Origin of the sequence: Clostridium sp. Cult3, from assembly GCF_021655115.1 — a bacterium.
GTDB lineage: Bacteria > Bacillota > Clostridia > Tissierellales > Tepidimicrobiaceae > PPXY01.
In genome coordinates, this window is sequence record NZ_PPXY01000043.1 from 16675 (window position 1) to 30410 (window position 13736).

The 13736-nt window shown below is 32.5% G+C and carries 15 protein-coding genes; all 15 read right to left on the bottom strand.

Going from position 1 to position 13736, the window contains the following annotated elements:
* Positions 1-59: 59 nt before the first annotated feature.
* On the bottom strand, positions 60-596 hold the full coding sequence (gene hpt / locus C3E88_RS08740; RefSeq protein WP_236909794.1) for a hypoxanthine phosphoribosyltransferase: 537 nt from the start codon (positions 594-596) through the stop codon (positions 60-62).
* A gap of 2 nt (positions 597-598) precedes the next feature.
* On the bottom strand, positions 599-1996 hold the full coding sequence (gene tilS, locus C3E88_RS08745; RefSeq protein WP_236909795.1) for a tRNA lysidine(34) synthetase TilS: 1398 nt from the start codon (positions 1994-1996) through the stop codon (positions 599-601).
* An 82-nt stretch (positions 1997-2078) separates the two neighbouring features.
* Positions 2079-2936 carry a protein kinase domain-containing protein gene (locus C3E88_RS08750; RefSeq protein WP_236909796.1) on the bottom strand — a complete coding sequence of 286 codons (858 nt, stop codon included), beginning with the start codon at positions 2934-2936 and terminating at the stop codon, positions 2079-2081.
* Between the two features lie 8 nt (positions 2937-2944).
* Positions 2945-3637, bottom strand: coding sequence for a vWA domain-containing protein (locus tag C3E88_RS08755; RefSeq protein ID WP_236909797.1), 693 nt, complete (start codon positions 3635-3637; stop codon positions 2945-2947).
* Positions 3638-3716: 79 nt separating this feature from the next.
* On the bottom strand, positions 3717-6062 hold the full coding sequence (spoIIE, locus tag C3E88_RS08760) for a stage II sporulation protein E (protein WP_236909798.1): 2346 nt from the start codon (positions 6060-6062) through the stop codon (positions 3717-3719).
* A gap of 398 nt (positions 6063-6460) precedes the next feature.
* Positions 6461-6874, bottom strand: coding sequence for a S1 RNA-binding domain-containing protein (locus C3E88_RS08765; protein WP_236909799.1), 414 nt, complete (start codon positions 6872-6874; stop codon positions 6461-6463).
* Between the two features lie 74 nt (positions 6875-6948).
* On the bottom strand, positions 6949-7272 hold the full coding sequence (locus C3E88_RS08770; protein WP_236909800.1) for an FtsB family cell division protein: 324 nt from the start codon (positions 7270-7272) through the stop codon (positions 6949-6951).
* 48 nt (positions 7273-7320) lie between these two features.
* Complete coding sequence (yabQ, locus tag C3E88_RS08775; RefSeq protein ID WP_236909801.1) at positions 7321-7797, bottom strand: spore cortex biosynthesis protein YabQ; 477 nt, start codon at positions 7795-7797, stop codon at positions 7321-7323.
* 15 nt (positions 7798-7812) lie between these two features.
* Positions 7813-8094: a sporulation protein YabP gene (yabP, locus tag C3E88_RS08780; protein WP_236909802.1), complete on the bottom strand. Its 282-nt coding sequence runs from the start codon at positions 8092-8094 to the stop codon at positions 7813-7815.
* A 64-nt stretch (positions 8095-8158) separates the two neighbouring features.
* The gene (locus C3E88_RS08785; RefSeq protein ID WP_236909803.1) at positions 8159-8401 is read right to left on the bottom strand and encodes an RNA-binding S4 domain-containing protein; all 243 of its coding nucleotides are present in this window, start codon (positions 8399-8401) and stop codon (positions 8159-8161) included.
* A 55-nt stretch (positions 8402-8456) separates the two neighbouring features.
* The gene (locus C3E88_RS08790; RefSeq protein WP_236909804.1) at positions 8457-8735 is read right to left on the bottom strand and encodes an HU family DNA-binding protein; all 279 of its coding nucleotides are present in this window, start codon (positions 8733-8735) and stop codon (positions 8457-8459) included.
* 93 nt (positions 8736-8828) lie between these two features.
* The gene (gene mazG, locus C3E88_RS08795; RefSeq protein WP_236909805.1) at positions 8829-10304 is read right to left on the bottom strand and encodes a nucleoside triphosphate pyrophosphohydrolase; all 1476 of its coding nucleotides are present in this window, start codon (positions 10302-10304) and stop codon (positions 8829-8831) included.
* A gap of 25 nt (positions 10305-10329) precedes the next feature.
* The gene (locus C3E88_RS08800; protein WP_236909806.1) at positions 10330-11937 is read right to left on the bottom strand and encodes a putative polysaccharide biosynthesis protein; all 1608 of its coding nucleotides are present in this window, start codon (positions 11935-11937) and stop codon (positions 10330-10332) included.
* Positions 11938-12058: 121 nt separating this feature from the next.
* Positions 12059-12610, bottom strand: coding sequence for a stage V sporulation protein T (gene spoVT, locus C3E88_RS08805; RefSeq protein WP_236909807.1), 552 nt, complete (start codon positions 12608-12610; stop codon positions 12059-12061).
* 138 nt (positions 12611-12748) lie between these two features.
* On the bottom strand, positions 12749-13702 hold the full coding sequence (locus tag C3E88_RS08810; protein ID WP_236909808.1) for a peptidylprolyl isomerase: 954 nt from the start codon (positions 13700-13702) through the stop codon (positions 12749-12751).
* Between the last annotated feature and the right edge of the window lie 34 nt (positions 13703-13736).

A 13736-nucleotide genomic window follows, 5' to 3' on the forward strand; every position in this document is an offset into this window, starting at 1 on the left:
TATTCTAAGATTATAGCATATTTCCCATTAAAGTACAATATAATCCCTTTTATAAACCATTAACTATATACCTCTTCTTTTAATGCTGCAACAAAAGGTAAGTTTCTATATTGCTCAGCATAGTCAAGACCATATCCTACCACGAATTCATCAGGAATTACGAACCCCCTATAGTCTACAGGGACTTCTGCTTTCCTTCTATCAGGTTTATCTAAAAGGGTGCAAATCTTTACAGATTTTGCTCCTCTCTTTTTCAAATTATCCGTTAAATATGACAATGTAAGACCTGTGTCTATTATATCTTCTACAATCAATATATCTTTATCTTCTATGCTGCAATCTAAATCCTTTATTATTCGTACAATTCCTGTTGATGTAGAAGACTTTCCATAGCTGGATACTGCCATAAAATCCATCAATACAGGCATATTGATACTTTTGGCTAGATCTGCCATAAATATTACTGCTCCTTTTAATATACCCACTAACATTAAATTTTTATCCCTATAATCCTCGGTTATTTGTTTTCCCAATTCCTTTACCTTTGCTTCTATTTCTTCTTCAGTTACAAGTATATCCTTTATTATATCTTCCATAGTTAATCCTCCTCAATGCTATTATTAAAACCTACTACCAATACCTTTTTAGTATTAGAGTTTATCTTATATAGTTCACTACTTCTATATCCAACTATCCACAGGATATTTTCATCATCGGTTAATAAAGGTATTTTATCTCTTTCATCCTTTGGAATTTTTTCATCTATGAAATAATCCTTAACCTTTTTACTACCTTTCATACCATATGGTATGAAACGATCTCCAGTTTTCCTGTTTCTTATATACAAATCCCCTTTTATCTTATCATAATCAAAGCATTTGATAAACCTATATTTCTTATCTATGTCTATATTTGTAACAGGAAGCACCTTTGTCTCAAAACTATAACCAATTTCATCTATATATATAGTTCCTTCCACATCTACTCTATATAGAAAATCCTCATTGTCGATGTTTTTCTTCTTTTTTATGATGAAATCATCATAGCTTGTCTTAGCAATAATATCATTTATTAAATCGATACTCTTTCCGGTCCCCCTTTCTAAGAATAATATCAATGTATCAGATATATGCTTCTCTGTAACCCCTTGCAAGTTTCCATTTATATCTAAGATGCATTTTCTTATTATCCTATGTTGAATACTCTGATGTTCCTTAATAAATTGTTTCCCATCTAAAATTATACTATCTTTTAGCTTTTTTTTCATCATTCTATTGTAACTTTTTTGTGTATATTCTTCTAAAAAATCACTATCAATGGAGACAATCCTTGATGTTCTCCATAGTGTTTCGATTATATTTGGATTAAAATTTTCCTCTATATAGGGAATTAGCTCTAATCGTATTTTATTTCTATTATAGATTGGTTCCAAATTGGTTTTATCAAGTCTAGTTTCAATATTTCTATCCAATAGATACCTTTCTATCTCTTCCCTTTCTACACCTAAAATAGGCCTTATTATATCTTCATTTATATAATCCATGCCTTTTAATCCATCTATTCCCGTACCTCTAAAAAATCTCATCAATAAGGTTTCAGCTTGATCATTTTTATTGTGTGCTACTGCAATTTTACCTCCACCTATTTTATCTAGTATCTCGCGGAAAAAATCATATCGTAATTTTCTCCCAGCTTCCTCTGATGAAAGACCTGTCTCTTCTGCATATTCATTCATGTTTACGGTTTTAGAATAACAAGGCAATCCTAATTTCTTGGCTAGATTCTCAACGAATATTTGATCCTTTAATGCTTCTTCCCCTCTTACACCATGATTTAAATGGGCTATATAGATATCAAAGTCCATAACTTCCCTTATGTCCATCAAAACATAAAGTAGTGCCATAGAGTCTGGTCCACCTGAAAGGCCGAGTACTACCTTATCCCCCTTTTCAATTAATTCATATTCCTTAACAACTTTCAATACCTTATCTCTCATAGCTATCACCTATCTTCGTATTTATATGCTATTATATATTGTTTTCTACATAAATATCGTATTTCCTTTAAATATTATACCATCAGTAATAAATATATCTTATACCTATAATAATAACAAAAACAAAACTGACTATACTAGCTATTAGTACATAGTCAATTTTGCTCAAAGTCTTATAGTACCCTTCACCTTTCAGCATTGAGGCAAGGGCATTTTCATACTGATTAAAGGTTTTATACTTCCCCCTTAAAGCTTTATGTAAAAATTGTTTCTCTTCTTTTTTCAAGGGAAAAGTCTGAACCTTAACTCTAACCTGTTCTAAATCGTATACTAGAGGGTTGTATTCCATATTCCCTATCAATGTTATCATAATCATGGTTATGCTAAACAATATACCCATCTCAATATTATAACTAAAATCTACCCTCCAAGAGTTAATATTATATACAGGAGTATATTCCTTGGTTGGTTTTCCCCTTTCCACCAGGCCACCAAAATCGATAAAATATATACGCCCATTATTGGCTAATATTATATTTTCCAATTTTATATCAGTATACTTATACCCTAATCCATCTATTTTCCTAAACATATTTATTAGAATTAGTCCTATTTTTAGTATAGTACTAGGTTTTAAACTATTATCTTCAGCTATCTCCTTTAGATTATTTCCAGGGATGTATTCCATTACAATATAATGGAGTATGTTCCCATTATATTCCCAGTCATCAAATTCATAAACCCTAGGTATAAAGAACATATCCTGCAGTGCTACCATAGCATTATACTCATTGGTAATAGACAGTGTATCTTTAGAAATCTTCATGGCTCTTATGCAGCCCTTTGCATCCTCAACCTTATATACTGTGCCAAAGTTTCCTAAACCAACTAAACTAATTAGTTTATATTTATTCCTACTCCATTTACCCTCTATTTTCATATAATCACCTAAACTATATGATCATATAGGGAATACTCATACCCCTCTCCACCAAAAATCCTTATTGCTCCTTCAATGGCAGGCCCTGTAGGGGTAGTGCCTCCCACTTCTATAGTTTTCATTCTATCCCTTAGTTCATCTATATCTTCGGTAAAATCACATAGTAATTCATAATATCCTGCCCTGCCAGGAAATACGGAAACAGCCATTTGATTTTTTCCCCTTCTTTCCTCTAAAAACAAAAGTAATTCAAATATACTTTTCTTAGCTATATCTATTTTTTTCTTCATACTACCACTAGTATCCATTAGGATTAAACATCTTAAATCTATCTCATCCCCTATTTTATCTATTAACTTTACAAATTTATATCTTTCACTAGGCCGAACTTCCTTTATGTCCATATCTATTATCTCTTTTAACTCATGACTTACCATCTGTTCTATAGTTTCATACATGGATTTGACGGTGACTCTGCTCAGTGTTGCAGAAAGATCCTTTAGACTTGTCAGCTCGCACACGCCCCCACCCCTTTCTGCTATATTCTCCAATTCCATAATTGGAGATTCGTTCTCCTCATTGTCAACAATCCCTATGGTATTAACCTTAATACCTTCCTTTGCTGCTAATTCTGCCATTTCTGATGGATCTGATCCTATATTGGACTGACCATCTGAAATGAGTATTATCTGCTTTAACATATATACCACTCCTATACCTATTTTTTTGGATTATTGACAAATATATAGATTATATACAGAGAGAGTAGATATTTATCCCTTATGGATTCTTCCATACCTTCGTAACCAACACGGTCATATCATCTTTAATCTCATTTTGGCTTACCTTCCGTGCCTCCTCTAGTATCCTGTCTGCAATTGTCCTAGGATTAATGCTATCAATGCTATCAATTACATCCTTCATCCATTGTTCAGCACTCCTAACCTGGCCATTAGCTTCTAATATTCCATCAGACATCATAATTATAATATCTCCATCTTCTAAGTATTTTTCGTATATATTGAAATCTACATCCTTTAATATCCCAACGGGTAGAGATTGAGAGTTGATAATTTCAACATGATCTTTTTTCTTTATAAAAGTAGCTGGTGCACCAGTTTTGATAATCTGAAGTTTCCCTGAATACAAATCCAATAAGGATATATCAAAGGTAGTAAATATCTCATCGCTGGATTTAAGCATAAGGATTGAGTTAATAGTCTTTAAAGCTAGTTCCTTGTCAAATTTAGCCTCTAAAAACCTTTCTAATAGTTTAATAGCAGTACTACTTTCATTACTTGCCTTCCTTCCTACCCCCATCCCATCGCTTAAAGCGATGAAGTAGTTGTTGTCTCCTTCACCAAAAGTATAATTATCCCCCGAAATATTATTGTAGTCATTGGCCTTATTGGCTACTTCTGTAAAAGCGTTATATCGGTTACTTCTAACCAGTTTAAATCTTTGACTTTCCCTTTTTAGTCCATCTAGTGTAAATTCTACCTTTAAGGGGGTGCCTACCGTATCCATGACTATTTTCTTTATATTCTCCTGACTGTTTTTTTCCTTATAAGTCTTGTCCACATCTATATATATTTCAATTCTATCATCCTCTAACTCCACTACTACCACATTTTTTACATCTATCTTTTGGTTCTTTAAGTTTGCATATATTATATCCTCTACATCTTCTTTAAATATCGGATTTACATATATATCCTTAATCATATCTTTTATTATCCCTGCTACCCCTTCTAATTGCTCAGAAACCAATAGTCTATTTTCTAGAATCTTTTTCTCCCACATATTGTTGATTTTAAAAATATCAAAATGCCCCTGTATGACTTTTATCATCTTGTCTTTGTTTATGCAATAATCCTTAATTAATGGAGGTAAATTGTCATCCTTAACAAGTTTATTATCTTCCATTAAGCTTATCATGTTGAACATAGAGTTATAGGTAGCATAAAACCCTTCTTCCCAGCAAAATTTTCTCATTCCACAGTTTGCACATAAAGAATTAGCTATATCATCAATTAATTCATAAACCTCTCCTACACTATAGACCTCCTCGTGCTCTACCGAATCTTTAAAGGTCTCTCCTAATTCTTTAAATACCTTCGATATTTCATTTAATCTGTTAATAGTTATTTCATCTTTCCTATGGGAATAGTTCTTCTCTTTCATCCGTCCTATAGCTATTTCCATATAATCAGAAAAATAAAAGTTTAGTAATCTATATAGAAGAAAAAAAAGGATAGCAGCTAAAGTCAATTCTTTTATTTTAATAAAACTAGTTCCATATCCATTAATATAAAAACTAATAATCCCATTGCCTAACAAAAATCCTAATATAGAGCCTATTCTTCCAAGATCTTTGAAAAGACCAGTTAGTAATCCTGCTAGTCCATAGATAGATAACATAAAGGGCATCTCTGGTTGAGATATGTAGGATATTAAGCCTAAGGTAATCCCTACAGCTCCTCCTATAAAAGCCCCTTCAGAAAAACCAAAGTATATTATTAGTAATATACTCAGAACGACCTTGACAGATATTCCTCCTATGGTAAGGTCGTGAAAACCAGAGATCATTAAAGATAGGGTGATAAGTCCACATATAATACTTTCATTAGAACGACTTTTGCCCACGGATTCTAATGAAAGACTATGACAAAAGATATAAGTCAGAGCAAAGACTATCAATGCCTCAAACAAAATAATAAATATATCATAAACAAATATTTCCTTGAATATAAATATGAATATGAATTTAGTCAACGCAAACAGTATTCCAGATACTATTGAAGATCTTATAATGGATAAATTTTGCATAGCATTAGATTTGTTAAAAAGAAAAGTAATGATGGTAATAGCCAAAAAGTAGTCTATTCCCTTTAATCCATGAATAGTAAACATTCCTAATGCTACAGAACCAAAAATAAATATGTTTAGTTTTCCAAGGATAACATACGCCGTTATAAAAGATACTCCAAAGGGCGTCAGTTTATCCATGATACTAGCTCTCCCTATAAAAAAAGCTAGAACAACATATAGGAGTAGTTTCCTATCGAAGCTAAACATCTTATTAACTCTTTTATCCTTAGGTAGGATAAATTCTGCCTTTAACATTTCCATTCCCCCTATTCCTTGTTTTTATAAATATACTAACAGATCAAGGAATAATATTTTGTCAATACTCCTTGCATGAAATGGAAAAGTTTCTGACACAAAGCCTTTATTTGTACTATTATTTATTCATCTAAAGGAGTAGGTACCTATCCCCTTTTACTTGATAGTATCAATGTTCTAACCATATACAAAGATAATATACATATGATGTATTATTTTGTACCAGATCCATTAGATGGCTATAAACCACGCAATATTAATTTAATATTAGCTATGGATAAAGTTTAAGTAAATTTAATGCATTAAAAAAACCGGAGTAATCCGGTTTTATGAGTCCATCTTTTTAAATTACATCTTGTAATAAATAATCCTTTTAGTTAATTGCATGTAGGAAATATCTAAAAGCCACCTGTACCTCTAGACCTTTGGCCAGGTCCTCTCCTACCTTCTCGCATCTTTAGTTGATCTTGTTTTTCATTACTGTCCTTCAAGAATTGAGAAAGCTTATCTTCAAAAGACATATACTTCTGCTTTTCGTCTGTTTTATTCCAGTCAATTTCAATAGGGTTTGTAGTTTTAGGTTTAGCTTGTCTAATGGAAAGGCTTATCTTGCCATCCTTAGATACTGATAGAATTTTCACTTTCACTTTTTGATCTTTTTTCAAGTAGTCGGTTACTTTTTCTACATAGTCATCAGATATTTCTGAAATATGGACTAGACCACTATCTCCACCGGGCAATTGTACAAATGCACCAAAATTTGTAATACCTGTGACCGTGCCCTCAACTACTTTTCCAACAGTTATGGGCATAAATAAACAATTCCTCCTTATAAAATATATTCTCTATCTAGTATATATGAGAACTCGTCAATTGTCAATAAATTCTACCTCGCTCTAAAGTTCATAAAATGGTATTTATCCTTATTTTTGTCTATATAGATTATTTCTCTAGGCTTGACCATTCGTAAATCTTCCCTAGCAATCTTTTCTATAAACTCTAAGGAATCCTTATCTAAGATCTCTTCGTTTAGCTGTTGGATTTCTTTTTCTAGCTGAACTATTTCCGCTTCTTCTCTTTGTTTTCGCTTAGCCAAATCCTTCATCATTATTCTTTGACTAATTAAAGTCCTTCCAATCATAAATATGAAAAATAATAATATCAGATGTTTAAGTCTAAAACCTTTCTTTCTCTTCTTTCTTTTCTTCATAAAAACCACCACCTACTAGCTCTATTCTACATGAATTCAAAAATTCCTCTATTTTTTTTTAGAAATGATGGTTTTATATTTTTTTATTTCCCCTAAGGCCTCCCTAGGAATCTGTCTTAATCTTTTTAATCGCCGCATTCCTGGAGACAAGGTTTTTTTAATGGATTTAAAGGGAAATGCTATTACCTTAAAAGTTTTTCTTAACAGTAAGCCTAAACTATCTAGTAATCTTTTCAATATAGGGAATAATAATTTACTTAACAGTTTCAAATACATAATACCGCCAGCAAAAAAACCTAAAAATACATATCCTCTTATTTCTCCCCAATTGCTTTCGTGAATAATATAAAAGAATATCAATGTGATTCCTATCCAGAACAAAAAATCCTCTATCAGGGTAGCTATATGCTTAGGCTTGAAATAATATCTGCTTATTCTATATAGATCATATGCAAATCCAGCTATTAGGCCTCCATATATAGAGGTTAAAAATATATAAAATTGCATTTTTATAGTTGTATCCATGCTAAGCTCTCCATATTACTTAAATATTTTCCCAATTAAACTCCCTTTCTGGGATGAATCCTTATCATTATAAATAATTCCGTTTATAATTCCGTCTATTTTTACATTTCCATCGTCTAAGTTCAACTTTCCTACATTAAGACCTTCCCCCTTAATGGTCATTCCTCCTTTTACAGTTATTAAAATAATAGTATTTTCATTAAAACTTTCTACTTGTTCTACCCCCGTTATAGTGACCTTGCTCCGGTTTTCAACAAGGATGTTTTGAGCTTTGAAATCCATCTTTCCTTCTGTCAATTTTCATCACCCCTCCCCTATTAATATTTATGAATATAAAAAGGCTTTTATTACAAAAGCCTTTTTATTCTATAATTTTATATAGCCCTCCTGCATCGTCTTTTCTTACATTGTCTTCTACTTTTAATACCTCTACCTTCATAGTCCTTGTTCCAAAGTCCACCTGTATAATATCGCCTACTTTTACCTCATCGCCAGGTTTTGCTTGTTTTTCATTGATAAGAACCCTACCCTGTTCACAGGCTTCTTTGGCTACCGGTCTTCTTTTGATTATTCTAGAATTCTTTAAAAATTTATCTATCCTCAAAAAACCGCCCCCTAAATGATATATTTAAAAAAAATCAGGTCAATGACCTGATTTTTTATTTATTTACAGCTTCTTTTAATGATTTACCTGCCTTGAACACAGGAGCCTTTGATGCTGGTATTTGGATAACTTCTTCTGGATTTCTTGGGTTTCTACCTTCCCTAGCTTTTCTTTGTCTTACTTCAAAGGTTCCAAATCCAACTAATTGTACTTTTTCTCCACTAGCTAATGTTTCTTGTACCACTTGCATAAACGCATTTAATGCACCTTCTGCATCTTTCTTAGTTAAATTACTCTTTTCTGCCATACTAGCAACTAATTCAGCTTTATTCATTATCAATTCCTCCTCTTATCATATTGTACTTAGGTTCATTTAGCTTATTCTATATTAATTTGTAAAATCCTTCTTATATTGCTATAGTTTTTATCATTTATTAAATCTATGTAGCTTTGCTTCATCCCATAGTATATCCATCTCTTCTAGAGTCATATCCTCAAGCTTCTTCCCAATCCTATCGCTTTTCGCCTCCATTATTGCAAACCTGTCAATAAACTTGTTTATGGTCTTGTTCAATGCTACTTCAGGATTAACCTCTAAAAATCTACATACATTGACTACTGCAAACAATAGATCTCCTAATTCTTCCTCTGTCTTTTCTACATCACCACCTTTAATATAATTGATGGACTCAATAACTTCGTAATATTCTTCCTTCACCTTATCCAAGGCTCCATCTACAGTATCCCAATCAAAACCAACTTCACTAGCTCTTTGTTGAACTTTATAACTCCTCATAAGAGAAGGAAGTTTTGGAATATCCACTAGAGTATCAGTGTAAGTCTTGATATTCCTACCTTTAAACTTTAGTTTATTCCAATTATATACTACTTCATCAGATTTTTCTACTTTTTTTTCATTAAAAACATGAGGATGACGATAAATCAGCTTTTTGTTGAGTTCAGTTGTAATATCATATAGATTGAATTCCCCTTCTTCCAAAGCTATCTGACTATGAAATACTACCTGTAGAAGTAAATCGCCTAGTTCTTCTATTAAATCATCCATATCCTCTCTATCAATAGCATCTACTACTTCGTAGGCTTCCTCGATGACGCATTCCCTAATGGACTTGTGGGTTTGTTCTCTATCCCAAGGGCATCCCCTATCACTTCTCAATAATTCCATTGTATCTATTATATCGACCATGTTGTAGATTTTTTTAGTTATTTTATCCACTTTGGGGATATATATACTCGTTAAGGGTCCAATATTGTCCATTCTATCCAGTTCATAGATGGAAATACTATGAATTTCTTCTTCCCCATCTATGCCAGCACTATTGATTATATATATTTTGTATTCATCACCATATACTTCAGATAATACCAGTTTTATATTAGAGGCGACTCTAGTATTATATACCTGAGTCACTATACAATCAAGATTAATATCAATATCTTTCAATTTAAATTCTGTTCCATCAACAATTTTAAGACCGTCTATAGGATCCCTTCTTACTAGTTCCAAAATAGGTTCTATAAAACTTATTCCTGTCAATAATTCTACCTCTAAACTCTCACTCTCTTTTTGCAACAAGATTTCTACAGTCTTCTCAGCTACCATTGGATTCCCAGGAACTAGATAGTTTATAGTTTTATATTTATCGGCTTTTAAAGCCAAATCTTCTGCAATATATTCATATACACCTAAGAAATCTTCACCTTTTTCATAAGCATAGTCATAGGACTCATAGGGTATACCATTTTGCTTAAAATATTCTACTGTAGGATGTTTCTCCGTCCTTAGGTAATTCCTATCACCGCTTTTAATCCTTTTTAACACACCCATAGTTAGATCATCTGGATTCCCCGGTCCTAGCCCTAAAACGTATATTTTCCCCATATCCATTACTCCTTTATATTTTTATCTATTTCTTTAGCAACTTTAGTCTTACCAATCTACTAGCTATCTTGTCCCCATTGGGAAGTAACTTGAAATCTTCATAGGTTAAAGAGCCTATTGCTACCAGTAGTATAAAGTAAATTATAGCTGCAATGACTATAGCAACTATAGTAGCCAATCTACTACCAATAACATTTATAAAGCCCACATGAATCAGTTTTGCTACCAAGGCCATTATTGCAGATGCAAAGAAGGGCTTAACGAATATATCTACAATATCCAATTTTAGTCTAGTATACTTGCGAACAGCTATTAAGTCAAGTAATGAAGCTATAAAATAGGCTGTTACAGTAGATATAGCTGCACCTTTTACATTGACAGTTCTAATTCCCGTTAAAGTATAGGTTAAAAACACCTTAAAGGCTGCTCCTATAGCTAAGTTGGCTACCGGGACAATTGGTTTCCCTAAACCTTGTAAGATAGCTGTTAAAGATTGAACCAATGTTAAAAATATGACTCCAAAAGAAAGTATAGAAAGTATCCTTCCAGTACTTATTATTTCCTCTGGACTAAGTTTAAAATACAAAAGACCAATGATAGGTTCTGCCAATACAAATAATCCAAAAGCAGCAGGTAACCCAATAAGTAAAGTGATCCTCATTCCAGAGGAAGTGATATTTCTTATATCCCTATAGTCCTTCCTCGTATTAGCCATGGATATGGCGGGAACTAAGGATATAGACAAAGCCGTTGAAAAGATCAAAGGCAAATTTATTAAAGTTTGAGCATGGCCTGTTAACTGTCCATATAGTACATTGGCCTCCTCTTTGCTAAAACCAACTCTTTCCAATCGTTTAAATACCAATAATGTATCTATGGAATTCATTATTGGTACAATAGCTGCCCCAATAGTTATAGGGATGGCTATAATTAGCAAATCCTTTACTATTGTATTTACCTTTTCTTCACTATCAGGACTATTCTTTAATTCCTCTCCTATTTCACCTCTTTTAGAGAAGTATATGATTGTCATAGTAATAGCACCAGCAACAGCCCCTATTGACCCGCCAAAGGATGCACCTCCTGCAGCTATAGGTAAACCCATATCTAACAGATAATAAGTTAATAGTAAGCCAGCAGCAACTCTAAAAAGTTGTTCTACAATTTGTGATAATGCTGTAGGAGTCATGGTCTGCCTGCCTTGAAAATATCCTCTAAAGGCTGACATAATGGGCACAAAAAATAGAGCTGGTACTAGGGCTATTAGAGCATAGTATGCATCTTCATTTCCCCATTTTCCAACTATGGTCCTTGCATTGGTAAATATGAATAGAGAAGTTAATAAACCAGCTATTAGCATCCCTAAGAATGCTACCCTAAATACTTTATGAGCCCCTCTATGGTCTCCCAAAGCTCTCTTTTCTGAAACTAGCTTGGCTATAGCTACTGGAAAGCCAGCTGTAGATATAGTCAATAACAATACATATAAAGGATAAGCAGTTTGGTAATATCCTATACCTTCACTTCCCAATATATTGTTAAGGGGTATTCTATAAAAAGCCCCAAGTATTTTCACGATGCCCCCTGCTATACTTAAAATAGCTGCCCCTTTTAAAAAATTATCTTTACTCATCACTTCTTCCCCCTATATATAGATTAAAACTAAACCCATTATATCAAAAATATACAGTTTATAACACTATATTATACCAATAAAAATTAATATAGCCTACCATCTATTGGTAGGCATACTTCTAACTTTCCATCTGTTTTGATAAAAAGGCAGCTGCAGTTTCTGCTAGTTTTATCTCTATATCTCCCATGTCAGCACCATCATCTTTAGTTACTAAAATTACAGTGCCTATTGGATCTCCTTGCATGACTATAGGGGCTATTACCTGGGCTGTATATTCGTCATCACTGGTGTCCTCATAAAAGATCTTCATAGGTTTCATATTCTCTGCTGTCACATAAGTATTTCTAGACTCCATTATCTTTTCTAACTCTGGACTTATTCTTTTTTGAAGATATTCTTTTTTAGAACCACCTGCAATGGCGATTATAGTATCCCTATCTGAAATAATTGAAATATTATTGGTAGCTTCGTATAAAGACTCACAGTATTCATTGGCAAATTCAGTTAGTTCTCCAATAGGAGAATACTTTTTAAGTATTACTTCTCCTTCTCTATCAGTAAATATCTCTAATGGATCTCCTTCTCTAATTCTCAAGGTTCTTCTAATTTCCTTAGGTATAACCACCCTACCTAGATCATCAATACGTCTAACTATTCCAGTAGCCTTCATTTTTTCCCTCCTTAAGAAATTTTGTTGTGTAATTATTATTTTACTAATAGGAATTATTTATACATATATGGTATATTTAAGTTAAAGTATTTGCATTAATTAGAAAAAACCTTTGTAGAAGTCCACAAAGGTTTTTTGTTATTTATCCTTTTTATCCTTATCATCATCCATATATATTTTCACTTTTGCCTTATCCCTTAAATTAGATATCTTTTCAATATACTTTTGATTTTTTAAAATAGGGATTATATCTTCCTTTAATTCTTCATAACTATCCTTTTTATCCTCTAATAATATGATATGATAACCAAATTCTGATTGAACCAAGTCACTGATTTCTCCTACCTCTAAAGAAAAAGCTACCTCTTCAAATTCTTTTACCATGCTGCCTCTGGTAAAATAACCTAGGTCCCCACCTTGTACTGCAGAATTTGAATCTATAGATTCGGTAGCGGCTAAACTGTGAAAATCCTCACCCTTTCCAAGTTTTTCTAGCACCTTATTGCCATCTTCTTCTGTGGGAACTAAAATATGACTAGCTCTAACCTTTACCAGTGAGTCCTTATTCTTTTCATAATAATCCTCAATTTCCTTTTCTGATAAATCTGTTTTATCTAAAAAATCTTCTTTATGTTTTTCATATAATATTTCTTTTTTTAAATTATCTTCTATAAACTCTGGACTAAAATTATTATTTTCTAGAAACTCCTGGTATTTTTCTTCTCCACCTAAGGCATTGATGTAGTTTTCTACTCGTTCATTTACCTCTTCTTCCGTTACAACAATATTCATATCTTCTATTTCCTTAAAGATCAGCTTTTCTATTATAAGCTTTTCTAGTATGTTTTCTCTCAACAACTCCTCTATAGTCTTATTATCTTCCGTTTCTTGGGCTAATGCATCCTCACCAAATTGTTTTTTATACATGGTTTTAAAAATCTCAAATTCCATATCAAATTCCTCTTGGGTGATTACATCCCCATTCACTTTAGCCACAATGCCCTCTTCTTTTTTACCACATCCTGTAATGACTAAAGACATTATACTAACCATTACCGCAATCATCAAAAATCTCTTTTTTAGCTTTAACAATTATAACATCCTCTCTAATAAGTATACCTAACTA